The following is a 23605-nucleotide window of genomic DNA, read 5'->3' as shown; positions in this document are numbered from 1 at the left end:
GCAACCAGCCACCCGCAAGGGCCACCCGCGCTTGCGAGACACGCGCAGTCGCCACGGTAACCACAGCCCCCCGCGCAAACAAGGCCGGTGGGCATAGGCCGCGCCCGATTCCCACCTCCCGCACACCATCAAAAAGGGCCGGAGCATCGCTGCCCCGACCCTTCTCGATGTTCCGGAAAGGCGAACCGCCTCAGTACACCCGCTTCTTCGGCTTGATGTACTCGACGTCGTCGGTCAGCGTGAACTCGTGGACCGGGCGGTAGTCGATCTTCACCTGGCCGCCCTTGCCGCCCCAGCCCTCGAACCAGGCCGCGGTGTGCTTCATCCACTCGGCATCGTTGCGATCGGGGAAGTCCTCGTGCGCGTGGGCGCCGCGGCTTTCCTTGCGGTTGTGTGCGCCGTGCAGCGTGACCGAGGCCTGGCTGATCAGGTTGTCCAGCTCCAGCGTCTCGATCAGGTCCGAGTTCCAGATGAGCGAACGGTCGGTCACCTTGATGTCGTTCATGCGGCTGTAGGTCGCGGCCAACTTGTCCTTGCCCTCGGCCATCAGCTCGTCATTGCGGAACACGGCGGCATGAAGGCTCATCGTGCGCTGCATCTCGGCGCGGATATCGGCGGTCGAGCTTTCGCCCTTGGCGTTGCGGAAGTGGTCGAGGCGGGTCAGCGCCAGGTCGGCCGAATCCTTGGGCAGCTCGGCATGGGCCGTGCCCGGCTTGATCAGCTCCTTGAGGCGATGGCCCGTGGCGCGGCCGAACACCACGAGGTCGATCAGCGAGTTGGAACCCAGGCGGTTCGCGCCGTGAACCGAAACGCAGGCCGCCTCGCCCACCGCGAACAGGCCGGGGACCACCGTTTCCGGGTTCCCGTCGGCGCCGATGGTGACCACCTCGCCATGGTAGTTCGTGGGAATGCCGCCCATGTTGTAGTGCACGGTCGGCACCACCGGCAGCGGCTGGCGGGTCAGGTCGACATTGGCGAAGATCTTGCCGCTCTCGGTGATCCCGGGCAGGCGCTCGGCCAGCACGGCGGGATCGATGTGATCGAGGTGCAGGTAGATGTGGTCCTTGTGCGGACCCACGCCCCGGCCCTCGCGGATTTCCATGGCCATCGAGCGCGAAACCACGTCGCGGCTGGCCAGGTCCTTCGCGGAAGGCGCATAGCGCTCCATGAAGCGCTCACCCTCGGAGTTGGTCAGGTAGCCGCCCTCGCCGCGCGCGCCCTCGGTGATGAGCACGCCCGCGCCGTAGATGCCCGTGGGGTGGAACTGGACGAATTCCATGTCCTGCAGCGGCAGGCCCGCGCGCAGCACCATGCCGCCGCCGTCGCCGGTGCAGGTATGGGCCGAGGTCGCGGTGTAGTAGCAGCGGCCATAGCCGCCGGTCGCCAGCACCACGGAGTGCGACTTGAACCGGTGGATCGAGCCATCATCCAGGCAGATCGCGATCACGCCGCGGCATACCGGAACACCATCGGGGCCATTTTCCATGATCAGGTCGATCGCGAAGTATTCCACGAAGAAGTCCGCGGCATACTTCAGGCTCTGCTGGTAGAGCGCGTGAAGCATGGCATGGCCGGTGCGGTCGGCGGCGGCGCAGGTGCGCTGCACCGGCGGGCCTTCGCCCATGTTCTGCATATGCCCGCCGAACGGGCGCTGGTAGATCGTGCCGTCGGCATTGCGGCTGAAGGGCACGCCGGCGTGCTCCAGCTCGTAGACCGCCTGGGGCGCCTCGCGCACCATGTATTCGATCGCGTCCTGGTCGCCCAGCCAGTCCGACCCCTTGACGGTGTCGTACATATGCCAGGTCCAGTGGTCGGGCGTGTTGTTCTTGAGGCTCGCCGCGATGCCGCCCTGGGCAGCGACCGTGTGCGAGCGGGTGGGGAACACCTTGGTGATGCAGGCAGTCTTCAGCCCGGCCTCGGCGGCGCCCATCGTGGCGCGCAGGCCCGAACCGCCGGCGCCCACGACCACGGCATCATAGGTGTGGTCGATGATCTTGTAGGCAGCAGTCATGCTCAGGCTCCGAGCGCAAGGCGGATGATGGAGAGCACGCCGAACGCGCCGCCGGCAAAGGCGGCCATGTTCAGCGCGGCATTGGCGGCAAAGGCGGCGCCGGCTTCATGGACATAGTCCTCGATCACCACGCGCAGGCCCGAGCGGGCGTGCCAGAAGTTCACCACCACGAACAACACCATGGCGGTGGCCGGCAGCGGATGCGAGATCCACGCGCGCACCGTCTGGTAGTTCAGCGCCGGCAGCATCAGCAGCGAGAACAGCAGGTAGAGCGAGACGATCATGCTCGCCAGGCCCGTGAAGCGCTCCTGGATCCAGTTGGTGGCCCCGCTGTGGGCCGAGCCGAGGCCGCGCACGCGGCCGATGGAGGTTCCGTTACCCATGATCCGTTCCCCTCAGCGCGCGAAAATGCAGGCCCAGGTGCCCGCGGTCAGCAGCACCGAGACAACCATCGTGATCACCGACCAGTGCGCGTTCGCATCCAGTTCGAACCCCGCGCCGATATCCAGCACGAAGTGGCGCACGCCCGAGCACAGGTGCTGGAAGAAGGCCCAGGTCAGGCCCACCAGCACGACCAGCCCCAGCGGCGAGCCCATCACGGCGGTGAAAGTGGCGTAAGCCTCAGGCCCGGTCACCAGCGCGCCCAGCCACCACAGCAGGACGGCCAGGCCGACCACGGCCAGCCCGCCGCCGGTTGCCCGGTGCAGGATCGAAACGACCATCGCCGGCCCCCAGCGCCAGATCTGCAGGTGCGGCGAAAGCGGGCGGCTCTTGGCGCCGGGCGGGTTGGCACTGGCCATCTTCGCGGTGTTCCTCGTTAGCCTGAATGTCTTGAGGGCAACCCCTCTTGAGGTTCCCCTTAATCGAAACGTCCGCCCATGCAAGCTTGTGCGAAGGGGGTGGCGCCGTCGATCATGAACCGCCGCCGCCAGGGCCGGGCCACACACCCCCGCCCCCACCTAGCCAATCCCCCGCCCACCGCCTAAAGCCCGCTCCCATGAGCCAGTCGTGGAAAATCACCGTCCTTGCGCCCCGCCCCGTGATCGAGGCCGCCCTCGTCGCCCACGAGGATGCGTTCGACTGGGATGCCGACATCGTCCTGTCCGGCAGCGAAATCGCCGAGGACCGGCCGGACGACTGGCGCCTCGAAGCCTGGCTCCCGCGCCGCCCCGCCCCGGCCGACAAGGCCGCGATCACCGCGCTGTTCGCCGGCAAAGCGCCGCCGCTCGAGATCGAACAACTGCCCGAAACCGATTGGGTCACCCTCAGCCAGAACAACGTCCAGCCAATCCGCGCCGGCGCCTTCCATGTCCACACCCCCGAATTCCCGGCCGCCAACGAACCGGGTATCCGCGATTTCATCATCCCCGCCAGCCAGGCCTTCGGCACCGGCGCCCATGCCACCACCGCCGGTTGCCTCGCCATGCTCACCCGGATGCGCCGCACCGGGGTCATCACCCGCAATCTCGCCGATATCGGCACCGGCACCGGCCTGCTTGCCTTCGCCGCGCTCCACCTGTGGCCGCGCGCGCTGGCCACCGCCTCCGACATAGATCGCGTCTGCGCCGGGGTGGTGGAGGATAACGCCGCGCTCAACCGGGTGCCGCTCGGCGGCCGCGCGGGCGAACTGGCCATGGTCGTCGCCGATGGCATGGCCCACCCGGTGCTCGCCGCGCGTGGGCCTTATGATCTGATCATCGCCAATATCCTCGCCGGCCCGCTGATCAGCCTTGCCCCCCACTTCGCGCGCCATCTGGTGCCCGGCGGCAACCTGCTGCTGGCCGGCCTGCTCGAAACCCAGGAAGCCCAGGTCCGCGCCGCCTGCCGCCGCGCCGGCCTGCGCCTCGCCGCGCGGCTGGTGAACGGCGACTGGTCGATCCTGTGGCTGCGCCAGCGCGCCCGGGCCAGCGTCCACGGCGGCCGCCGCGCCGACCTGCCGGATTGGTCGCGGAGCTGGTAAATCGGGATCGCCGCAAGGCAGGCTCCTCAGGCAAGCCAGGCAAGGTCCTCCCCGTTTTTGCTGAAAGCACAAATGGGGAGGTGGCAGCCGCAGCAGGCGGCTGACGGAGGGGCCATGGCGCAAGCTGGGCAATCCTCGCAGCGCCGGCTGCTCTACCCCGCCAAAGCCCGCTCCAGCAGCCCCAGCGCGGCCACGGCAAAGGCTTCAATGTTGCCGATCCGCGCGTCGCTCCCGGTTTCGGTGCGGCAGGTCAGTTCCACCCCCGGCCCCACCACCGCCGCCACGCTGATGCCCGAACCCACGCCCAGCGGATGGGCGCTGCCGCCTGCCGCCCCGGTCTCGGCCAGCCCCCAGTCGGCGCCCAGGTTGTCGCGAATCGCCCGCGCCTGGAGCAGGGCATAGTCGGCGCTGGCCGAGCGCATCCCCCGGAACGCCGCCCGCTCCAGTCCGAACAGGACCTCGCGCGAACGCAGCGAATAGACCACGCCCCCGCCCACATAGAACCCCAAGGCACCCGGCACCGTCAGCAACGCGGCCGAAATCAGCCCCCCACTCGCCCCATCGGCCACGGCCACCGTGTCCCCCCGCGCCAGCAAGGCCGCCGCAATCCGCGCGGCCACAGGGTGAAGCGCCTCGATCATCCGGCCGCCTTGACGATCTCGGCCCAGGCCGTCTCATCGATCACTTCGATCCCCAGCGCCGCAGCCTGCTTCAACTTCGACCCCGCCCCCGGCCCGGCCACCACCAGGTCGGTCTTGGCACTCACCGAACCCGCCGCCCGCGCGCCCAGCGCCTCGGCCTGGGCCTTGGCCTCGTCGCGGCTCATCGTCTCGAGCTTGCCGGTGAACACCACCGTCTTGCCCGCCACCGCGCTCTCCCGGGTCTCCACCACATAGGGCGGCGGAGTCACCTCGCTCAGCAGATCCTCCCACACCGCCACGTTGTGCGGCTCATGGAAGAAGTCCCCCAGCGCCTCGACCACCACCGGCCCCACCCCCTCGATCGAAAGCAGCTCGGCCCGCGCTTCCACCAGATCCTCCCCCTCTGGGGGAGGTGGCAGCCCGCAGGGCTGACGGAGGGGGCTTGCCCCAAACAGATCCCCCTGCGGGCCTGCCGCCCCACCAGCCCCGATCCCGTTCGCCCGTTCGGCAACTGCCCGCAGCGCCTCCAGAGTCACGAACCGCTTCATCAGGTCCCGCGCGGTCACCGCACCGACATGGCGAATGCCAAGGCCGAACAGCAGCCGCGCCGCATCCGGCTGCCGCTTGGCCTCGATCGCGGCGATGAGGTTGTCGACCGACTTGTCCTTCCACCCCTCGCGCCCCACGATCTCGTCGCGCCGCCGCCGCAGCCGGAAGATGTCCGCCGGCCCCTTGTCCAGCCAGCCGAGATCAAGAAACTCCGCGATGCTCTTCTCGCCCAGCCCCTCGATGTCGAGGCTCCCGCGCGAAACGAAGTGCCGCAGCCGCTCGAAGCGCTGCGCCCGACAGGTCAGCCCGCCCGTGCACCGCACGTCAACCTCACCCTCCTCGGCCACGGCTTCCGCGCCGCATTCCGGGCAATGCTCCGGAAAGGCGAAGGCCGCGCGCGGCTCGTCGCGGGTCAGGTTGTCCACCACCTGCGGGATCACGTCGCCGGCCCGCTGGAGCACCACCCGGTCGCCCACGCGAAGGCCGAGCCGGGCGATCTCGTCGCGGTTGTGCAGGGTCACGTTGGTCACCGTCACCCCGCCGACCGAAACCGGCCGCAACCGGCCCACCGGGGTCAGCTTGCCGGTCCGCCCCACCTGGATGTCGATCGCCTCCAGCGTCGTCTCGGCCTGCTCGGCGGGAAATTTCCGGGCCAGACCCCAGCGCGGCGCCTTGGCGACAAAGCCCAGCCGCTCCTGCCAGTCGAGCCGGTCGACCTTGTAGACCACCCCGTCGATGTCGTGCGGCAGGTCCGCGCGGGCCTGCTGGATGGTGCTGTAGTGTTGCAGGGCCGTTGCAGCGTCGTTGCACAGCACCAGCAGCGGGGAGACGGGAACGCCCCATTCCGCGATCCGCCGCATCATCGCAAACTGCGTGGTTTCAGACACTTGGCTTGCCGCGCCCCAGCCATGGGCCAGGAACCGCAAGGGCCGCGCCGCCGTCACCCGCGCATCCTTCTGGCGCAGCGATCCGGCGGCCGCATTGCGCGGATTGGCGAACACCTTCTCGCCCCGCTCCTCCTGCGCGGCGTTCAGCGCCAGAAAGTCCGCCTTGGCCATGTAGACCTCGCCGCGAACCTCGAAAACATCTGGAACATCTCCAGCAAGTATCTGGGGAATATCGGCAATCGCGGCCACGTTTGCGGTCACATCCTCTCCCACCGAGCCATCCCCGCGCGTCGCCGCCCGCACCAGCCTGCCCGCCTCATAGCGCAACGAACACGACAGACCGTCGATCTTGTCCTCCGCCGTCAGCGCCACCGGCGCATCCTCGGCCAGGTTCAGGAACCGCCGCACCCGGGCAACAAATTCAAGCACTTCCTCATCGGAAAAGGCGTTATCAAGGCTCATCATCCGAACCTCGTGCGCCACCTTGGAAAGCGGCGAGGCCGAAACCTCATGTCCCACCTGCCGGCTCGGCGAGTCCGGCCGGACCAGATGTGGAAAGGCCGCCTCCAGCTCGGCATTGCGCCGCACCAGCTCGTCATACTCCGCATCGGAAATTTCCGGCGTATCTTCAGCGTGATAGCGGCGATTGTGATGGGCGATTATGCGCGCCAGGCGCATCAGTTCATTGGCCGCCTCGGCCTCGGTCAACGGCATCACACCCCCTCCAGCAGCCGATCCGCCTGCGCGCGCGCTTCGGGGGTCACTTCCGCGCCCGACAGCATCCGGGCGATTTCCTCCTTGCGCCCGCCTTCATCGAGCAGGTGGACCGAGGTCCGCGTCACCGTGCCTTCACTTGATTTTTCAATGAGATAATGCCGATCCCCGCGCGCCGCGACCTGGGGGCTGTGGGTAACGGCCAGCAATTGCCCGTCCGAGGCCAGCCGCGCCAAGCGCTCGCCAATGGCGCTGGCCACGGCACCGCCCACACCCCGGTCGATCTCGTCGAAGATTACCGTCGCGGCTCCACCCTCTTCCGCAAGAGCGACCTTCAAGGCGAGGATAAACCGCGATAATTCGCCGCCCGAGGCGATCTTCCCCAGCGGCGCGAAATCCGCCCCCGGATTGGTAGCGATCAGGAATTCCACCGCATCAAACCCGCCCGGCCCCCAGCGATCATCCGGCAGTCGAACCACGGCAGTGCGGAACCGCGCGGCATCGAGCTTCAACGGCGCCAGTTCCCCCGCCACCGCCTGGTCCAGCCGCTGCGCCGCCTCGAACCGCTGGGCCGAGAGAGTCTCTGCGCGCGCCTGGTAATCAAGCTGCGCCTCGTGCGCCGCGCGCTCCAACGCGCCGATTTCCGCCTCCCCGCTCTCGATCGCCTCCAGGGTGGCGCGCATCGCCAGCATCCGGTCGGGCAGCTCGTCGACCGCGCAGCCATGCTTGCGCGCGGTGGCGCGAAGTTCGAACAGGCGGGTCTCGATCCGGTCCAGCGCCTGGGGATCATGGGCCAGGGCCTCGGCCGCGCGGTTCAGCCGATCCTCCGCCTCGCCCGCCTCGATCACCGCGCGATCGAGCGATTCCAGCGCCTCGGCCAGCAGGGGATGTTCCGCCGCGATCCGGTCAAGCCGGCGGGCGGCGGAACGCAAGGCGGCCGACGCCGAATCCGAACCTGCCCACAAGTGCTGGAGCGCGGCCAGATCATCCGCCAGCTTCTCGCCCTTCTGCATGGCCGCGCGAGCCTCGGCCAGTTGCTCCTCCTCACCCACCTCGGGAGACAGCTCGGTCAATTCAGCAAGATGGGCGAGCAACAGGTCCTGATCGGCGCTGGCCTGGGCCACCCGCCCCCGGGCGACCGCCAGCCGGTCTTCGGCGAGGCGCCAGGCCTTCCACGCTCCCTCGACCCCGGCCACGTCGGCCCGCGCATAGCGATCGAGCAAGGCCCGGTGGCCGCGCGGGTTGACCAGGCCGCGGTCATCGTGCTGGCCATGCAGTTCCACCAGGAACGGCGCCAGTTCGCGCAGCAGGGCCGCGCCCACCGGCTGGTCGTTGATGAAGGCCTTGGAGCCGCCATCGGCCTTCAATTGCCGACGGATCAGCAGCGGTTCGCCCCTCTCCACCTCCACCTCGGCCTCGGCCAGCGCGGCGGCGATGCCATCAGGCAAGGCGGCGAATTCGAAACAGCCGGTCACGCTGGCCTTGTCGGCCCCGGCCCGGACCAGCCCGGAATCGGCCCGGTTGCCCAGCACCAGCCCCAGCGCATCGAGCAGGATCGACTTGCCCGCCCCGGTCTCGCCGGTCAGCACGCCCAGCCCGCGCGCGAACGCGAGGTCGAGTGCTTCGATGAGCACGATATTGCGGATCGAAAGGCGGGTCAGCATTGCTCGGCCCTAAAACTCACGGCGGATGTTCGCGTCACGTTCTAGCGAAGCCTTCAGCCAAGGTCACGGGGGTTACGCAGGTTGTCCCGGTTTTTTGACAGCCGCCCCTGTATTCTGGAGCACTATCGCACCCAACAAAAAACCCCCGCCGAAGCGGGGGTTCGTTGGTCCGGAGCGGAGCGCGTGCTCAGAGCCCGGCGATCGCCTGGTCGACCAGCGCCTTGTCGGCCCCGGCATCGTGACCCTTGCGGATCAGCGCGCCGGCGGCAGCGGCGGCGGCAGCAGCGGCCTTGTTGCGAAGATCCTGGACCGCGGCGAGTTCGGCCGCGGCGATCTTTTCCGAAGCCATCTTCTCGCGCCGGGCGATGAGGTCGGTGGTGTCCGCCTCGGCCTTGGCGACGATCGCTTCCGCTTCGTGCTGCGCGTGGGCAACCATTTCGGCAGCCTCGCGCGCGGCATTGGCGATCTTGTCGGCATAGTCCTTGCGAAGGGCTTCGGCTTCGGCGCGCAGGGCCTTGGCCTCTTCGAGCTGGTGCCTGATCTCGGCGATGCCCTTGTCGAGCCCTCCGAGAGCGATCTTCGGCGCCTTGGCGAGGAGGGCGATGCCGATCAGCACGGCCATCGACAGCGCGACCCAGGCGCCGGGAGCGAGGCCGAGCGCGCTCGGTTCGACTTCGGCATGGCCGGCGGCTTCGTGGGCCGCGCCGGCGGCGAGAATGACGAGGCTAGCAATGTCAGCCATTGAAGGCCTCCTTGACGGCAGCGGCGCCCGCGGCCTTGGTGACCTTGAGGCCGGCGATCCGGGCAGCGATATCGGCGGCGGCTTCGGCCGCGACAGACTCGATCTCACCCAGCGCGGCAGAGCGGGCGCCGGCAATGCGGCCATCCGCCTCGGCCAGCCGGGCATCGATCGCGGCACCGGCGGCGGCAAGCCGCTGCTCCGCGGCCTTGGCCGCTTCGGCCTTGGCCTTGGCGAGGACCGCCTGGGCTTCCTCACGCTGCTTGAGGGCTGCGGAAGACCACGAGGCCTGCTCGGCATCGGCCGCCGCACGGGCAGCCTCGGCCGCGGCGAGATCGGCGGCGATCTGCCGGTCACGCGATTCGACGGTCGCCATGACCTTGGGAACCATGCCCTTGCCGATGACGAAGAAGACGATCCCGAAGAAGATCAGCGACCAGAAGATCTGGCTCGCAATGGTTTCGGAAAGTTGCGCGATTTGAGGCATCGTGGGGTCCGGTGCAATGTGGCGCGCGGATCGGGTCCGCGACGCCGGGGACCGCCGGGCGGCATGAGCCGCCCGGCCGGTCAGGCATTAGAATTCGTCAGGCGACGAAGATCAGGATCATCGCGACGACGAACGACAGCAGGCCGAGAAGTTCCGCGGCGGCGAAGCCGATGAACAGGCGGCCCTGCTGGCCGTCGGCGGCACCCGGGTTACGCAGCGCGCTCTCGAGGAACGAACCGAAGACGTTGCCCACGCCGATGGCGGCCATGCCGGCGCCGATGGCAGCGAGACCAGCACCGATCAGCTTTGCGCTTGCAGGTTCCATTTCAAAAAACTCCTTTTCTCGAAAATTTCTTGTGTGATGAACTTAGTGAAGGTTCTCTGCGTCGTTGAGGTACAGCGACGTCAACAGCGCGAAGACATAGGCCTGGATGCCAGCCACCAGGATCTCCAGCGCGCAGATGGCGACCATCAGCACGAAGCTGGGAATGCCCACCACCGAACCCCACAGCGGGCCGGAATTGGCGCTCGAGATGACGAAGCTGGAAAGCACTTCCAGCAGGACGTGGCCCGCCATCATCGCCACGAACAGTCGCAGGGCGAGGGAGAAAGGGCGCACCAGGAAGGAAATGAGCTCGATCACCGGGATCAGCCACAGCAGCCACACCGGGGTGCCATGGGGCACGAACAGCGAGAAGAAGTGCAGGCCGTGGCGCCAGAAACCAACCACCAGCACGATCGCGAACGACATGATCGCGAGCACGCCGGTCACCGAGAAGTGGCTGGTGAAGGTGAACGGATGGACGCCAACCAGGCCGAGCGGCAGCAGGCCGAGCACGTTGGCGAACAGAATGAAGCTGAACAGCGAGAAGATGTAGGGGACATACTTCTTGCCGGCCGGACCGATGTTGGCGGCAAGCAGGTTGTCAATGAAGCCGGTCAACGATTCGACCGCCATCTGCCAGCGGCCGGGAACCAGCTCGCGCTTCATCCCGCCCCACACGAACAGCAGCATGGCGGCGACGGTAATCGCCATCCACAGCGCCGAATTGGTGAAGGGGATATGGTAACCCGCAATCTGCCAGTGATCGGTGCCGAACATCGGCTCGATCGAAAACTGGTGCATCGGGTCGACTTTGCCCTGTTCGGCTGCCACGTTTACGCCTCTTGCCTGCCTGTCTTGCGCGACAGCGCCCCTGCTGGATCCCCCTCGCCCGGTTGGGCGACAGGTTCAGTCGGGACGCCGGTTTGCGATCCGTATGATGTTCCTGAAGGCAACGACGATCCCCAGGACCATCACCACCACCAGGCCTCCGTGCTGCGCCTTGCCGGTGAACCAGCCGATGACTTCGTCAACGACCCAACCGATCAAAGCCCCGCCACCAATCCCGCCGATAAGCTCGGCGAGGACCCGGTTGCCCATGCGATAGTTCGCATCGGCTTCCGCGCCCAGCGCCGGGCGGCTGCGCTCTTCTTCCCGCTCGCGCGCGGCCCTGAGCCGCTCCTCGAGCGCGTCGATCCGCGCATCCTCGCCGGGTTCCCGTGCGGATGGTTCGTCGCTCATGGCCGTATCCCTTGTAAAAACACGGCGCGAACTCCCCCCAACCCGCCGGAGGCGCCGCCCCCTTAGGCGGGCCGCCAAAACGAGTCAACCGCACCGCGGCCTGTGCAAAACCTGCGACGGGCCACGAAAAAGCCCGCTGCGCGGGTGCGTGGCGGGCGGAATGGGCGATGGGCCGGGGAAAACCGCGCGAAGCCGACCGGCGGGCGGCGCGGATCGCGCCGCCGCCACGGTCATCGGGGCAGGATCACGGGCAGCGCGGATCGCGGCGTGGCGGGGCTGCGGTGCGCGTGGCCCACGAGCCGTCGGGCGCCTGGTACTTCTCGCCCGGCACCGTGCGGGCAATGGCGAGGCACCCGGCGGTCAGCGCATATTCCTCGACCGTGGCGTGCTGGGCCTGAGCCTGCTGCGAATAGACCGCGCGGCGCTTGATGTTGAGATCGTCGACCATGGTCTTCAGCTCGGCCGTGGCCGGGCCGACGATGCCGAGATAGCCGTCCATCTTCTCGCCCACGCGGCCGGCCTCGCGGGCAGCGGCATAGGCCGGATCGCGCTGGGCCAGCGCCGGCGTGGCGACCACGGCGGCGCCCAGCAGGGCGGCCAGGGCCAGGGTGCGGACAGGAACGAGCGCGTTACGCATCAGAATATCCCCGAATTCTGCTCGATCGCCTTTCCGGCGTCGTCGGCGAGGCGATAGAGCACCTCCTGCTTGATGTTGATGTTCAGCTCGATCACGATCGGCTTGTCGGGCGCGTTCACCGAAACGCACCCCGCCAATCCCGCCGAGCCGGCCACCAGCATCATCGCGGCAAGTGCCCGCCAATGCCTGCGACCCCGTTCCCGTCTGCGCCGTCCCACCATGGGCCGGATTGTCGCAACCGGAAGCCGATCGGTCAATTCGCCTCGGTTCATCGCTTATTCTCGCTGTCTGAAGACTGAATGGGGGTTGAGGGCGCCGTGGGCTTGCCGTTGGCCGGTCGGCGGATCGGCCGCCCCCGCGCATCGAGCAGGCCCAGCGTGCGCGGGTCCTTGATATAGGCCGGATCGTACATCGCCTTGAACGAGGTGATCAGCTGGTAGAACGGCGCGCGCAGGTTGACGTTGAACTGGAGCGGAAGCTGCGCGAACCGCCGGGTCAGGAAATTGCGCCTGGCCCCGGCGCCCTGCTTGACCCCGTCGAACCGCACACGGGTGACGATATCGCCCTCCAGCGCCCCGTCCATGGCGATCCGCATCTGCCGGTAATCGAGCGATTTCAGCGCATCGAAGGCGAAATTGGCGATCGGCGAGAGGTCCTTGTAGGTCAGCGCGCCGACATAGGCGACATTGCCCGCCGGCCGCCCGTCCGTCCCCGGCCGCGAGGTGAGCACCCCGCCCTCGATCCGCCCGCCGTTCTCGTCGAACACCAGCGGCAGGGTGCCATCGAACGATCCCGTGGCGGACAGGTTGGCGAGGTCCATCTGGGCGACGAAGCGCGCCGCATCCAGCCCCTCGATGTCGAGCTGGTAGCGCCGGGTCTCGGCCACGCCGAGGCGCAGGTCGACCGGGCGCAGGAACAGCCGCCCGCCCAGCAGCGGCCAGGTTCCGCCCTCGATCGCCAGGACCGAGCCGGGCTTGAGCTGGAAAAATACCTCGCCGTCGGTTACCGCGATGCCGGGGTTCATCGTGGCGATGGTCAGGCGCTGGTGGGGCTTGGACACGAAATTGACGAGATCGGTGAACTCGATCGTGCCGACCGCGCCAGTGGCCGGACCGAAGGCGGCGGCGAAATCGAGCGAATCGGTGCCGAACCGGCCCGAGCTGTGCACCTTGTCGCCATCCCAGGCGATCTCGCCGCGCCCCTTCACCGTGCCGCGCGCATTGGCGATGACGCCGAGCAGGGCGTGAGTGACCATGTCGGGGCGCAGCCTGTCGTCGAACACGATCCCCGGCACGTCGAGCGTGGCATGGCCCCGCCCGGCGGCCAGATCATGGTCCAGCGCGACCTGGGCTACCTCGCGCCGGCTCTGCGGTTCGCGCAGCAAGGCCTTGGCAGAAATGCGATTATCGCGCAGGATCAGCCCCACATCGCTGGCCTCCAGCGGCTGGAAGCGATCGACCTGGGCGCGATCTTCCAGGCGGAAGGTCGCCCCGGTCACGCCCAGCGCGCCATCGGCATAGCGCCAGGTCCCGCCGGCATCGACCACGTCGAGCGGAACCGCGCCGATCCGCACCTCGGTCCCCGCGAAAGTCCCGGCAATCTCGCGGCCGACCACCGCGCGCAGGTCGGCCAGCCTGAGATGGGTTGCCGTATCGTCCGGGCCGAGCGCCACTTCCAGCGCGCGGGCATAGAGCCCGCCGGGGCTGGCATAGCCGATCGGACCGCTGGCAAGGCGGATCGGGGTCTGCCCGAGATGCCCGGACAGGGCCAGGGCCGGCGCGCCGAGCGCGATGCGCGTGCCACCCGCATCGCTCCTGACGATCACCCCGCCCGGCCCGGCGCACAGGCGCAAGGCCTGCCCGTCGAGCACGAGATTGGCATAGGCCAGTTGATCGAAGCGCACCGTGGTGCAACCCGGCCACAGGCGCAGGCCGCCCGACGCGCCGCGCGTTCCGGCAATTGGCAGGACCAGGTTGCCCGCCCGTCCGCCCGGCAGCGGCCCGCTGGCCTCGGCCACGCCGGAGAAGGCCAGCGCCCCGCTCGGCTGCTGGGCGATGGTCAGTTGTGGCAGGGCGATGCGCGAATCCCCGGCGCGGTATTCGGCCATCACGAGGCGCACCACCGTGCTCCCGCGCGCGCCCTGCTCCATCCGCGCTTCGATCCGCGGCAGGCCCGGGCCACCGGTGGAGAAATTGCCGGCCAGGCGCGGTGCGCCCGGGCCTGACGCATAATGCATCCGCGACAGGGCCAGCAGGGTTGCCCCGCTGCCGCCGGTCAACCGGCCCTGCGGCAGGACGAGGCTGGCCTGCCCGCCAGCGCGGCGCGCCACGAAGCCGGCGGCGAAGTGGCTGGCCGGTCCCTCGCGCTCGATCGCGGCGCGCAACTGGCGCAGCAGGGGGGCCACCAGGCTGCCCTCGCCCTGCCGTTCGGCCGCGACCAGCCCGGCCAGCGTGCTCTCGCCCAGCCTGAGGCCGCCGGCGTCGATATCGCCTTCGGCCTCGGCGCGGGCAAAGCCGTCGCGCGCGCGCAGCGTGCCCTTGAACGCCACGGTCGCCGCGCGGACCTGCGGCAGGGCCAGGCCGCGCACCAGGCCATCGGCCCGCGCGGTCAGCGCGCCGCCGCGCCAGGTGGCATCGACCACGCCATTGAGCCCGCTTGCCCGGCCCGCGCCCAGCGTGCTGGCCCCGGCCCCGATCCCCAGCCGCGCGGCCGCGCCATCGAGCGTCTTGTCCAGCGTGGCGTCGACCGCCACGGCCACCTGGCCGAATCCCACGCCCTGCCCCGGGCAATCCAGCCGCGCCGCGCGCAGCGGCCCGTTGAGCCGGGGCTTGCCCTCGGCCACGCCAAGCTGGCCATACAGCGTCGCCCCGCGCGCCTGGCAGCTGCCCAAGATCAGGGCCGGCGCCACGGCGGCGAGTGTTCCGGCAAAGCCGCCGGTGAGCCGCCCGGCCCCATCGATCCTCAGGCCGATCGGCCCGTGGTTGCCGGTGAGCCGGCCGCGCCCGTCGACGATGGCAAGGTCGATGTCGGGCAGGCCGGCCGCCTTGCGCTGCCCCCCGAACAGCGCCTTGTCGAGCGCGCCGAAGCTGATCGCGCCATCGCTCCAGGTGCCATGGAGCCGCGGGCTGACCAGGGTGATCCGTCCGATCGCCGGAAAGCCGAGGCGCGGCTCGATCTCGATCTCGGCGCGCGCGATGGTGAGGTCAGGCGTGCGCGGATCGCCGATCACCACGTGGCTCAGCACCTGCCTGCGAGGACCGATCGAATCGATGTGCCAGGTGCCCTTGAGGCCCAGCGACCGCAACTGGCTGGCGATGATATCATCGGCGATCCGCTCGCGCGCCAGCCAGACCGTGCCCAGTCCGAGCGCGACCACGCCGCCGGCCACGGCGGCCACGCGCAGCCAGCGCGCCCGGCGCTCAGGCGCGCCCGGCTCCGGTCCCTGCTGCTCCGGCCAGAGGGCCAGGCCCGCATCATCGGACCTGTCGTCCGTCGCCTCGCTCATGGCGCCCACCCTTGCGCGGTCCTTCACGAAAGGCAATGCTGCGCGCGCAACGCTTGGGGCTGTGGGGGGCGCATTTGGCCGAAAACGAACTGTTCGCGCCCGATCCCGGCGCACCACGGCGCCCGGATGCCGCCCACGATCCCAGCGGCCACCGCGCGCGCCTTCGCAAGCGCCTGCTCGATGGCGGGATCGATGCCCTGGGCGATCACGAGGTGATCGAGTTCCTGCTGATCAGCGCCGTGCCGCGCCGCGACATGAAGCCGCTGGCGCGATCGCTGGTCCAGCGCTTCGGCTCGCTTGCCGGCGTGCTCAACGCCGATCCGCAGACCCTGGCCCACCATCCCGGCATGGGCGAGGCGACTGCGGCGGCCCTGCGGATCGTCGCCGTCGCTACCCGCCGGCTGGCCCGCCAGACCGCGCACGAACAGCCCGTGCTCGGCTCGTGGCAGGCGCTGATCGACTACCTGACGATCGACATGGCCCACCTCACCAAAGAACGTGTGCGGGTGCTCTATCTCAACACCCGCAATATGCTGATCCATGACCAGCACCTGCGCGACGGTTCGCTCGACGAGGCCCAGATCGAACCGCGCGAGGTGATCCACAAGGCGATGGACCTCGGCGCGGCGGCGGTGATTCTCGTCCACAACCACCCCTCCGGCTCGCCCGAACCCAGCCGCGCCGACATCCAGATCACCCAGCGCGTGGCCGAGGCCGGGCGGCTGCTGGGGATCACGGTCCACGATCACGTGATCATCGGGCGGACCGGCCACGTCTCGCTGCGCGCCCAAGGCCTGATCTAGAGCAGGAAGGCGTCGCTCCCCAGCAGGCCGTGGACCCCGGCGACCAGCAGGGCGAATTCGGCCTTGCCATCGCCATTGGTATCGCCCTCGATCACGATCCCGCGCGCGGTATCATGCTGGATCACTTGCCCCGCCAGCCGCACGAACCCGCTGCCCAGCGGCGTGAAGGCCTGGTCGCCGGCCAGGCGCGTGCTGGCATCGATCCCCGAAAGGTCGATCCGGTCGCCCTCGGCCAGGCTGAAATCGTGGATCGTATCCATCTGCCGCAAGGTCGATTGCGCGGCCGACTGGAGCACAAAGACATCGGCCCCGCTGCCGCCCCACAGGTCATCGGCGCCCAGCCCGCCGACCAGGCGATCATCGCCGCCGCCGCCCAGCAGGGTATCGTTGCCCGGCATCCCGGCAAGCAGATCGTCGTTTTCGCCGCCCGCCAGCCGGTCGGCGCCGGTTGTGCCATTGACCTGCATGGCGAGATCGATGGCGGCCGGGCGGACCTCGGCCCCCGCCGGCAGGCCGGCGATCTCGACCACCATCACGTGATCGCTCACCGTCAGGCTGATTGATTGCCCGGTGGCGCTCGCCAGCGGCGCGGCCGACAGCAGCGGATCGAACACCGCCAGCCGCGCCGAACCGCTCGCCAATCCGCTCAGGGTCACGGTCACCGTGCCCGGCCCGGCGGCGATCGGCCGGTCGGCGGCCTCGTCCCAGATGTCCGGCTCGGCCCAGATCATCAGCGCGTAGGTTCCGTCCGACTTTTCCACCAGCAGCGTGTGGGCGCCCTCCGGCAGGCCCGATACCGCATAGTCCAGCGCATGGGGCGCGAAGCCCCTGGCCTGCGCGCCCGGATCGGCAAGGATCGTGGTGAGGTTGTGGATCGCGGTCGCCACCGGCTTGGCCTGGAAGGCGGCATCGAACAGCCCGAAGCCCGAATCGAGCGTTCCGCCCGCGCCCGCCTCGCGCAGCTGGTAGAGGAAGGTCTTGCTCACCCCCAGCAGCCGCGCATCGGCCAGCAGGTTGAGCGTGAGCTTGGCCTGGGTCAGCGGGTCCACCCCCTCGAAGGCGGCCTGGCTGGTGGCCGTGGTATAGCCCGCCTCGGTGATCACCAGCCCCTTGCCCGGCACCGCGGCGCCCTGCACCGCCTGCTTCACCCATTCGTAGGGCTGGGCGCCGCGCTGGGGATAGGGATGGATGTTGGTATAGCCGGAGGCATCGGCGGCAGTGGCGGCCGTGCGCCAGCCGCCGGTGAAATCATAGATCGCCGCGCCAGCCAGCGCCGGATCGCCCATGGCGCGGGTGGCGAGGTCGTTGGTGAAGGCGATCCCCGCCGCCATGCCGCCCAGCCCGTTGTAGGCGATCGGCCAGTTGTTGATCTCGTTGGGGCCTTCCAGCGCGACCAGCGAATGGGGATGCGCGCGGGCGAAGGTGGTGGCCAGGCCCAGGCTCTCGGCCATCGGGCGGACGCTGCCCATCAGCACGTCGAATTTCACCCCCGCACCGGCGAGCCTGTCGGCCACGCTGCCGGACTGGACCAGCACCGGCGAAAGGGTCGTGCGGATATTGGCCAGCCCCAGGTATTGCATCGCCCGCACCGCCTGGGCGGCTTTGTCGGGGGCATTGTACATGGCGATATTGGCAGCGACGCCAATCGAACCGACGAAATCCGCAGACCTTATGGGAACTGACATGGGCTTAAATCCTGCACGGCTTCTGCCGTTACAGGTATGGCACCCGTCTTTATCGCTGGTTCAAGAGCAAGGCGAATCGCCTTTTAACACCTTCGTCTTTCCCTTATCAGTAGTTTTGCGTGAAATTTACCAGATTCCCTGGTCAGTTGCCTTCCTGACTCTTACCGGCCTCGTCCGTGTCGTTGGCCGCGCTGGCCCCCCGCCACGGCTCGCCGATCAAGTCGGCAACCAGGCCGATCAATTGCCTCGGCCCGAATGGCTTGGCCAGCGCCGCATCGGCGTGGCGGCTATGGTCGTCCGGCACCCGGGCCGAGAGCAGGGCCACCGGCAGCCCCGGCCGCGCCGCGCGCGCCTTTTCCGCCAGGGCCAGGCCATCGATCGATCCGGGCATGGTGATATCGGTGGCGAGCAGGGCCAGCGGCTGGCCACTGGCCAGAACGGCGAGCGCCTCGGCCGCATCGCCCGCCTCGATCACGCCATAGCCGGCCTCGCGCAGCCAGTCGGCATTGGCGAGGCGGATGAAGATCTCGTCCTCCACCAGGAGGATGGGGTCAGGTTTGCCGCCCCCAGCGCCGAGCGCCGCCACATCGGGCGCGTCCGCAATCGCCGCCTCGGCAGCAGGCGCGCCGCACTGGCCTGAGCCTGTCATCGACCCTACCCCGGCTACCCCCGTCCTTGGTGCCGGCTTTCCAGCCCCTGTCTGACCGAGGCCGCCCCGACCGGCAAGGGTCGCTTGGAACAGTTCACAGATTTATCCCGTGCGTTCGGCGCACTTGCCAACCGGGGCGCGGCGGCATAGCGGCGCAGGCAAAGGCCGGCCCGGTCGGGCCACCCGCGCCGATCGGGCGCGCCTGTCGAAGGAGTCTGTCCATGGTCCCCCGTTATGCCCGCCCCGCGATGACCGCGATCTGGGAGCCGGAAGCGCGTTTCCGCATCTGGTTCGAGATCGAGGCCCATGCCACCGAAAAGCTGGGCAAACTGGGCGTCGTCCCGAAAAGCGGCGCCAAGGCGCTGTGGGACTGGTGGGCGACCAACCCCACGATCGACGTTGCCGCGATCGACGCGATCGAAGCCGTGACCAAGCACGACGTGATCGCCTTCCTTGACTGGATCGCCCAGCAGGTCGGCCCGGAAGCCCGCTTCATGCACCAGGGCATGACCAGCTCCGACGTTCTGGACACGACCCTTGCCGTCCAGCTCGCCCGCGCCGCCGATCTCCTGCTGGCCGATCTGGATGACCTGCTCGCCGCGATCAAGCGCCGCGCGCTCGAACACAAGTTCACCCCCACCATCGGCCGCAGCCACGGCATCCACGCCGAACCCACCACCTTCGGCAAGAAGCTGGCCGAAGCCTATGCCGAGTTCGCGCGCTGCAAGGTGCGCCTCCAGCACGCCCGCGCCGAGATCGCCACCTGCGCCATTTCGGGCGCGGTCGGCACTTTTGCCAACATCGATCCCTCGGTCGAGGAATACGTGGCGGAACAGCTCGGCCTCGCGGTCGAGCCGGTGTCCACCCAGGTCATCCCGCGCGATCGCCACGCGATGTTCTTCGCCACGCTGGGCGTGATCGCCAGCTCGATCGAGCGCCTGGCCGTCGAAGTGCGCCACCTCCAGCGCACCGAAGTGCTCGAAGCCGAGGAATATTTCTCGCCCGGCCAGAAGGGCTCGTCGGCCATGCCGCACAAGCGCAACCCGGTGCTGACCGAGAACCTCACCGGCCTTGCCCGCATGGTCCGCTCCGCCGTCACCCCGGCGCTGGAAAACGTGGCCCTGTGGCACGAGCGCGACATCTCGCACTCCTCGGTCGAACGCTTCATCGGCCCCGATGCCACGATCACGCTCGATTTCGCCCTCGCCCGGCTGACCTCGGTGGTCGACAAGCTGGTGGTCTATCCTGAGCGGATGGAGAAGAACCTCAACAAGATGGGCGGGCTGGTGCACTCGCAGCGCGTCCTCCTCGCGCTTACCCAGGCCGGGCTGGAGCGCGATACCGCCTACCGCCTCGTGCAGCGCAATGCGATGAAGGTGTGGGAATCGGACGGCCAGCTTTCGCTGCTCGAACTGCTCAAGGCCGATCCCGAAGTCGCCGCCGCGCTCACGGCGCAGCAGATCGAGGAAAAGTTCAACCTCGACTATCACTTCAAGGCGATCGACACGATCTTCGCCCGGGTGTTCGGGGAATAGGCCTGGCCCCTCGCGCCAGCAGAAAGGCCCGCGGAAGCATGATGCTCCCGCGGGCCTTTCTTCATGGGCCGGCGGCGTGGACCGGCCCGCATTCCTTCAGAACGAGAACTTGATCGTCCCGCCCCAGGTCCGCTGGTCGCCGGCCGTGCCCGCGATCAGGCCGGTGTTGCCCGGCGCCACCTGCAGCAGGTCGATGTAGTTGACGTCGAAGGCATTACGCACCCAGCCGAACACATCCACCCCGTCACCCCGGAAGCCGACGCGGAAGTTGGTCAGGGCATAGCCATCAACCCTGGTGTAGATAGAGGGCGAGGCGTTGGAGTTCCAGGCGGAGCGATAGTTGCCGTCCACCCCGAAGTAGACCTGGCCGTCCTTGTCGAGCAGCCTGGCCGGCACGTTGACTTCCGCGCCATAGGCGAACGACCACTTCGAAACGCCCGGCAGGGTCTGGCCCGAAATGTCGCACGAACGCGGGCTGAGCGCGCCGGCAACACCGGCCTGGCTGAGGTCGGAGGTGACCCCGGCCGCATAGAAGGTGCCGCCGGAAAGCTCGGGCGGGCACGGGGCATTGGTGAACCGGGCATATTTGGCGTCGGTATAGGCGCCGTTGACATAGGCGGTCAGCCGGTCGCTCGGGCGGATCTTGAAATCGGCCTCGATCCCCTGCGAACGGACCTTCTCGGCATTGGCGAGATAGCCGCGCACCGTGCCGAACTGCCCGCCGTTGACCGTGGCCTGGAAGTCCTTGATCTCGGTGAGGAAGGCGCTGAGGTTGAAGGTCGCCCGGCGATCCCAGAACTGCGCCTTGAGGCCGATCTCGAAGTGGTTGACCGATTCCGGCTTCACCGTGCTGGCGGTCAGGTCCGGCACGTTGGCCGTAGTCAGCGGCAGGCCGTTCTGGTTGATCCCCAGGGTCTTGAAGCTCTTGGCATAGGTTGCATAGACCAGGACGTCGCGGGCCACCTTGTAGTTGAGGTTCAGGTCGTAGCTGAGGTTCCACTTGCTCGCCGCGGGCGAAGTGGTCTGCGGCTGGTAGACCCCGCACTGCGCCGCCAGCACCGAGCCGGAGGCCGGCGCCGGGGTGCAGCTGATCACCACGCCCGCGCCGGTGGTCACCACGCGGCTGTAATAGCCCTCCTTCTTGTCATAGTTGATCCGCAGGCCCGGCTGGATGGTCAACTTGTCGGTCAGCTTGTAGCTGAGCTGGCCATAGAGCGCGGCACTGCTGCTCTTGAGCCACTGGGTGTTGTTCGCCGTCAGGCCCGACAGGATGCTGGCATCGGCCGCCTGGGCGCCGGTCAGGCTCCAGCGGCTGGCGTCGCTGCCCTGCCGTTCCAGGCCCTGGGTGTCGATCCGCTGCCTGAAGCCGAACAGGCCCACCACGAAGTTCACCTTGTCGCCTTCGTAGTTGTAGCGGAACTCCTGGCTGTACTGGTTCTGCTGCGAGGGATTGTTCGAGGCCGAAACCACCGAGAGACCCGAGAAATCGCGATCGTTCTGCGGCTTCCAGTCCCAGTAGCGCCAGGCCGAAATGGCGGTGAGCGTGCCCGCGCCCAGCTTCCACTTCACCCGCAGCGAGGCACCGCCGATCTCGTTGCCGGCCTGCAAGGGGGCATCGATGTCGGTCAGCCGGTCATAGACGTTGCGGCTGGGCACGGCATAGTTGCGCCCCGGATTGGCGGCATTCACCGCCGCCACCAGCGCATCATACTGCCGGCTGAGCGCGCGCTGCGTCCGGCCGACCCGCACGAACGAGGTGCCGAAGCCATAGGGATCCTGCTTGCTGAAATCGCCCGAGACCGTGATGCTCAGGTCATCATTCGGCTGAAACAGCAACTGCCCGCGCACGCCGATGTTGTCCTGCTCGTTGATCCAGCGCCTGGTCGCCACGTTGTAGATCGTGCCGCGCCGGCTGGTCGAGGCGATCGCCACGCGGGCCGCCAGGGTATCGCTGATCGGCCCGGAAACAGCGGCCTTGGCCTGTTTCAGGTTGAGGTTGCCCAGGGTCAGCTCGGCGCGGCCCTCGAAGTCGAAGGTCGGCTGGTTGGTGGTGATGGAGATCGCGCCGGCGGTGGTGTTCTTGCCATAGAGCGTGCCCTGCGGCCCGCGCAGCACTTCGACCTGCTGGACATCGAGGAAGTCGAACGTGGCGGCGGCCACGCGCGAATTGTAAACATCGTCGACATAGATGCCGACGCCCTGCTCGAACCCGTCGCTGGTCAGGCCGAACGGCACGCCGAGGCCACGGATGTTGACCGACGTATTGCGCGGGTTCGACGAATAGACCTGCAAGGTCGGCGCCACCTGCTGGAGCTTGACCACGTTGAAATTGCCGGTCGATTCGATGGAATCAGCCTTGATCACCGAGATCGCCAGCGGCACCGCCTGGGCGGTTTCCTGGCGGCGGCGGGCGGTGACGATGATCACCTCGCCCCGGCTCGGGTCGCCATCATCAATCTGGGCATCGGCAGGAGCCACGGCGGCGGCAGAATCTGCGGCAGTAGCAGCGGCAGCGGCAGCGGCAGCGGCATCAGCGCCATCAGCCGCCTGGGACGGCGTTGTCAGCGCGAAGAAGGAAAGCGAGGTTGCGGCCAGAAGACCGCCGCGGACGAACGAATGCATGGATCCAATCCTTTGAGAAGGGAATGGATGCATCCGGCGGTCCGGTCTGCACCTGGGTATTCAGTGTGAAAATCTGCCCCGAAAACAGGGCGGGTCAGGTGAAACGCTGGCGCTCGGTAACTTCGAGCTGGACGACCCGGCCGTCATGGACCGTCAGACCGATGGCGCCGTAGCGCAGCCGCGAAATTGCCTCGATCACGGCGCTGATCGCGGCTGCGGCGGCCTCTTCGGGCGTGGGGATCGGGCGCTTGTCGTCAAACGCCCGGGAATCGGGTGGTGCTGCCATGGGTGCCTCCTTGCGAGGCCTTTTTATCTCTACCATTACGATAGACAATGGCAGATCAGCTTTGCGCCGACAAAGCGCGGCTATTGCGCGCCGGGCTGTTCGCTTTCCGGGAACGGCGGCTCCACCGCGATCGGATCGGCCAGGGTAATCCGGTCGAGGATCGCGGCCATCTCGTCGCGCAGGGTCAGCATCAGCCCGCGCAGGCGGCATTCGGCCTCGGGCAGGCAGTTGGCACACTTTTCATGGGCATTGCGCGCCGCGCAGGGAACCAGGGCCAGGCTGCCGCGGGTCAGCCGGATGATGTCGCCATAGCGGATATCGACCGGCGCCAGGGCCAGCTCATAGCCGCCCTCACGGCCCCGGTGCGAGATCACGATCCCGTCGCGCACCAGTTCGGACAGGATCACGGTGAGGAACTTGCGAGGGATGTTCTGGGCTTCGGCGATGGCATCGAGCCGCACCGCCCCCCCACTGCGATCGGGCCGCCAATGGTCGGCAAGGTGCTGCAAGGCCCTGATCGTATAGCGCGTTTTCTGCGAAAGCATGGTGGCCTAGAGACTCCCCTGCCCCGCCCTTGTCAACCGGCGCGATAGAACACGCCTTTTCCCGCGCAGCCCCCCGGATCACCTCCGGAATGACGGCATCGGGAAAGGCGGCGACCCAGGCA

The 23605-nt window shown here is 68.4% G+C and carries 22 protein-coding genes; 3 read left to right on the top strand and 19 right to left on the bottom strand.

The genetic code is table 11. The features are described from left to right. Positions 1-190: 190 nt before the first annotated feature. From sdhA to sdhC, 3 genes are read right to left on the bottom strand one after another with little or no spacing between them, the layout of a single operon-like run. Positions 191-2011, bottom strand: coding sequence for a succinate dehydrogenase flavoprotein subunit (gene sdhA, locus ACFOD9_RS07950; RefSeq protein ID WP_379509550.1), 1821 nt, complete (start codon positions 2009-2011; stop codon positions 191-193). 2 nt (positions 2012-2013) lie between these two features. After that, a complete protein-coding gene (gene sdhD, locus ACFOD9_RS07945) occupies positions 2014-2394 on the bottom strand; it encodes a succinate dehydrogenase, hydrophobic membrane anchor protein (protein WP_379509549.1) in 381 nt (126 codons plus the stop codon). Positions 2395-2406: 12 nt separating this feature from the next. Then, the gene (sdhC, locus tag ACFOD9_RS07940; protein ID WP_379509548.1) at positions 2407-2811 is read right to left on the bottom strand and encodes a succinate dehydrogenase, cytochrome b556 subunit; all 405 of its coding nucleotides are present in this window, start codon (positions 2809-2811) and stop codon (positions 2407-2409) included. 197 nt (positions 2812-3008) lie between these two features. Here sdhC and ACFOD9_RS07935 point away from each other — a divergent pair, with 197 nt between their 5' ends. Further along, the gene (locus ACFOD9_RS07935; RefSeq protein WP_379509547.1) at positions 3009-3971 is read left to right on the top strand and encodes a 50S ribosomal protein L11 methyltransferase; all 963 of its coding nucleotides are present in this window, start codon (positions 3009-3011) and stop codon (positions 3969-3971) included. A 152-nt stretch (positions 3972-4123) separates the two neighbouring features. On the opposite strand, the gene ACFOD9_RS07930 is transcribed toward ACFOD9_RS07935, so the two are convergent. From ACFOD9_RS07930 to ACFOD9_RS07880, 11 genes are all read right to left on the bottom strand, one after another. Next, positions 4124-4612, bottom strand: coding sequence for a CinA family protein (locus ACFOD9_RS07930; protein ID WP_379509546.1), 489 nt, complete (start codon positions 4610-4612; stop codon positions 4124-4126). Next, positions 4609-6762 (bottom strand): NAD-dependent DNA ligase LigA, encoded by a 2154-nt coding sequence (gene ligA / locus ACFOD9_RS07925; protein ID WP_379509545.1) that lies wholly within the window; start codon positions 6760-6762, stop codon positions 4609-4611. The genes ACFOD9_RS07930 and ligA overlap by 4 nt, the downstream gene beginning before the upstream one ends. Then, positions 6762-8426 (bottom strand): DNA repair protein RecN, encoded by a 1665-nt coding sequence (gene recN, locus ACFOD9_RS07920; RefSeq protein ID WP_379509544.1) that lies wholly within the window; start codon positions 8424-8426, stop codon positions 6762-6764. The genes ligA and recN overlap by 1 nt, the downstream gene beginning before the upstream one ends. 187 nt (positions 8427-8613) lie before the next feature. After that, positions 8614-9168, bottom strand: a complete 555-nt coding sequence (locus ACFOD9_RS07915) for a F0F1 ATP synthase subunit B family protein (protein ID WP_379509543.1) — start codon at positions 9166-9168, stop codon at positions 8614-8616. Beyond that, entirely contained in the window at positions 9161-9652 is a 492-nt protein-coding gene (locus ACFOD9_RS07910) for a F0F1 ATP synthase subunit B family protein (RefSeq protein ID WP_379509542.1), read from the bottom strand. Before ACFOD9_RS07910 ends, ACFOD9_RS07915 begins: the two co-directional genes overlap by 8 nt. A gap of 97 nt (positions 9653-9749) precedes the next feature. Beyond that, complete coding sequence (locus ACFOD9_RS07905) at positions 9750-9977, bottom strand: F0F1 ATP synthase subunit C (protein WP_054122335.1); 228 nt, start codon at positions 9975-9977, stop codon at positions 9750-9752. A gap of 42 nt (positions 9978-10019) precedes the next feature. Beyond that, positions 10020-10778, bottom strand: a complete 759-nt coding sequence (locus ACFOD9_RS07900) for a F0F1 ATP synthase subunit A (protein WP_379509961.1) — start codon at positions 10776-10778, stop codon at positions 10020-10022. 105 nt (positions 10779-10883) lie between these two features. Continuing rightward, on the bottom strand, positions 10884-11216 hold the full coding sequence (locus ACFOD9_RS07895) for a F0F1 ATP synthase assembly protein I (RefSeq protein ID WP_379509541.1): 333 nt from the start codon (positions 11214-11216) through the stop codon (positions 10884-10886). A gap of 244 nt (positions 11217-11460) precedes the next feature. Then, the gene (locus tag ACFOD9_RS07890) at positions 11461-11853 is read right to left on the bottom strand and encodes a YdbL family protein (protein ID WP_379509540.1); all 393 of its coding nucleotides are present in this window, start codon (positions 11851-11853) and stop codon (positions 11461-11463) included. Then, complete coding sequence (locus ACFOD9_RS07885) at positions 11853-12017, bottom strand: YnbE family lipoprotein (RefSeq protein ID WP_379509539.1); 165 nt, start codon at positions 12015-12017, stop codon at positions 11853-11855. The genes ACFOD9_RS07890 and ACFOD9_RS07885 overlap by 1 nt, the downstream gene beginning before the upstream one ends. Before the next feature lie 104 nt (positions 12018-12121). Next, complete coding sequence (locus ACFOD9_RS07880; protein WP_379509538.1) at positions 12122-15358, bottom strand: YdbH domain-containing protein; 3237 nt, start codon at positions 15356-15358, stop codon at positions 12122-12124. A gap of 74 nt (positions 15359-15432) precedes the next feature. Between ACFOD9_RS07880 and radC the strand changes: the two genes are divergently transcribed. Continuing rightward, a complete protein-coding gene (gene radC / locus ACFOD9_RS07875) occupies positions 15433-16161 on the top strand; it encodes a RadC family protein (protein ID WP_379509537.1) in 729 nt (242 codons plus the stop codon). On the opposite strand, the gene ACFOD9_RS07870 is transcribed toward radC, so the two are convergent. After that, on the bottom strand, positions 16158-17846 hold the full coding sequence (locus tag ACFOD9_RS07870) for a M10 family metallopeptidase C-terminal domain-containing protein (protein ID WP_379509536.1): 1689 nt from the start codon (positions 17844-17846) through the stop codon (positions 16158-16160). The two genes, radC and ACFOD9_RS07870, sit on opposite strands and share 4 nt — an antisense overlap. A 142-nt stretch (positions 17847-17988) precedes the next feature. Beyond that, positions 17989-18495, bottom strand: a complete 507-nt coding sequence (locus ACFOD9_RS07865) for a response regulator (protein WP_379509535.1) — start codon at positions 18493-18495, stop codon at positions 17989-17991. A gap of 221 nt (positions 18496-18716) precedes the next feature. Between ACFOD9_RS07865 and purB the strand changes: the two genes are divergently transcribed. Further along, complete coding sequence (gene purB / locus ACFOD9_RS07860; RefSeq protein WP_379509534.1) at positions 18717-20030, top strand: adenylosuccinate lyase; 1314 nt, start codon at positions 18717-18719, stop codon at positions 20028-20030. Between the two features lie 96 nt (positions 20031-20126). Here the strand turns inward: purB and ACFOD9_RS07855 are convergent, their stop codons facing one another. The 3 genes from ACFOD9_RS07855 to ACFOD9_RS07845 form a co-directional block, all read right to left on the bottom strand. Further along, entirely contained in the window at positions 20127-22652 is a 2526-nt protein-coding gene (locus ACFOD9_RS07855) for a TonB-dependent receptor (protein WP_379509533.1), read from the bottom strand. A gap of 94 nt (positions 22653-22746) precedes the next feature. Continuing rightward, entirely contained in the window at positions 22747-22938 is a 192-nt protein-coding gene (locus tag ACFOD9_RS07850; protein WP_379509532.1) for a YezD family protein, read from the bottom strand. 80 nt (positions 22939-23018) lie between these two features. Next, positions 23019-23483, bottom strand: coding sequence for an RrF2 family transcriptional regulator (locus ACFOD9_RS07845; protein WP_379509531.1), 465 nt, complete (start codon positions 23481-23483; stop codon positions 23019-23021). Positions 23484-23605: the final 122 nt, after the last annotated feature.

Origin of the sequence: Novosphingobium bradum (genome assembly GCF_042646485.1) — a bacterium.
Classification (GTDB): domain Bacteria; phylum Pseudomonadota; class Alphaproteobacteria; order Sphingomonadales; family Sphingomonadaceae; genus Novosphingobium; species Novosphingobium bradum.
The sequence above is the reverse complement of the archived record's forward strand: the minus strand, read 5'-3'. Positions and strand labels throughout refer to the sequence as shown.

Coding starts and splice junctions, on each gene's coding strand:
- ACFOD9_RS07900 (WP_379509961.1), bottom strand. CDS start 10,778: ATGCACCAGTTTTCGATCGAGCCGATGTTCGGCACCGATCACTGGCAG.
- sdhD (WP_379509549.1), bottom strand. CDS start 2,394: ATGGGTAACGGAACCTCCATCGGCCGCGTGCGCGGCCTCGGCTCGGCC.
- ACFOD9_RS07870 (WP_379509536.1), bottom strand. CDS start 17,846: ATGTCAGTTCCCATAAGGTCTGCGGATTTCGTCGGTTCGATTGGCGTC.
- recN (WP_379509544.1), bottom strand. CDS start 8,426: ATGCTGACCCGCCTTTCGATCCGCAATATCGTGCTCATCGAAGCACTC.
- sdhC (WP_379509548.1), bottom strand. CDS start 2,811: ATGGCCAGTGCCAACCCGCCCGGCGCCAAGAGCCGCCCGCTTTCGCCG.
- sdhA (WP_379509550.1), bottom strand. CDS start 2,011: ATGACTGCTGCCTACAAGATCATCGACCACACCTATGATGCCGTGGTC.
- ACFOD9_RS07890 (WP_379509540.1), bottom strand. CDS start 11,853: ATGCGTAACGCGCTCGTTCCTGTCCGCACCCTGGCCCTGGCCGCCCTG.
- ACFOD9_RS07915 (WP_379509543.1), bottom strand. CDS start 9,168: ATGGCTGACATTGCTAGCCTCGTCATTCTCGCCGCCGGCGCGGCCCAC.
- ACFOD9_RS07935 (WP_379509547.1), top strand. CDS start 3,009: ATGAGCCAGTCGTGGAAAATCACCGTCCTTGCGCCCCGCCCCGTGATC.
- ACFOD9_RS07865 (WP_379509535.1), bottom strand. CDS start 18,495: ATGACAGGCTCAGGCCAGTGCGGCGCGCCTGCTGCCGAGGCGGCGATT.
- ACFOD9_RS07850 (WP_379509532.1), bottom strand. CDS start 22,938: ATGGCAGCACCACCCGATTCCCGGGCGTTTGACGACAAGCGCCCGATC.
- ACFOD9_RS07910 (WP_379509542.1), bottom strand. CDS start 9,652: ATGCCTCAAATCGCGCAACTTTCCGAAACCATTGCGAGCCAGATCTTC.
- purB (WP_379509534.1), top strand. CDS start 18,717: ATGGTCCCCCGTTATGCCCGCCCCGCGATGACCGCGATCTGGGAGCCG.
- ACFOD9_RS07880 (WP_379509538.1), bottom strand. CDS start 15,358: ATGAGCGAGGCGACGGACGACAGGTCCGATGATGCGGGCCTGGCCCTC.
- ACFOD9_RS07885 (WP_379509539.1), bottom strand. CDS start 12,017: ATGATGCTGGTGGCCGGCTCGGCGGGATTGGCGGGGTGCGTTTCGGTG.
- ACFOD9_RS07905 (WP_054122335.1), bottom strand. CDS start 9,977: ATGGAACCTGCAAGCGCAAAGCTGATCGGTGCTGGTCTCGCTGCCATC.
- ACFOD9_RS07930 (WP_379509546.1), bottom strand. CDS start 4,612: ATGATCGAGGCGCTTCACCCTGTGGCCGCGCGGATTGCGGCGGCCTTG.
- ACFOD9_RS07855 (WP_379509533.1), bottom strand. CDS start 22,652: ATGCATTCGTTCGTCCGCGGCGGTCTTCTGGCCGCAACCTCGCTTTCC.
- ligA (WP_379509545.1), bottom strand. CDS start 6,762: ATGCCGTTGACCGAGGCCGAGGCGGCCAATGAACTGATGCGCCTGGCG.
- ACFOD9_RS07895 (WP_379509541.1), bottom strand. CDS start 11,216: ATGAGCGACGAACCATCCGCACGGGAACCCGGCGAGGATGCGCGGATC.
- ACFOD9_RS07845 (WP_379509531.1), bottom strand. CDS start 23,483: ATGCTTTCGCAGAAAACGCGCTATACGATCAGGGCCTTGCAGCACCTT.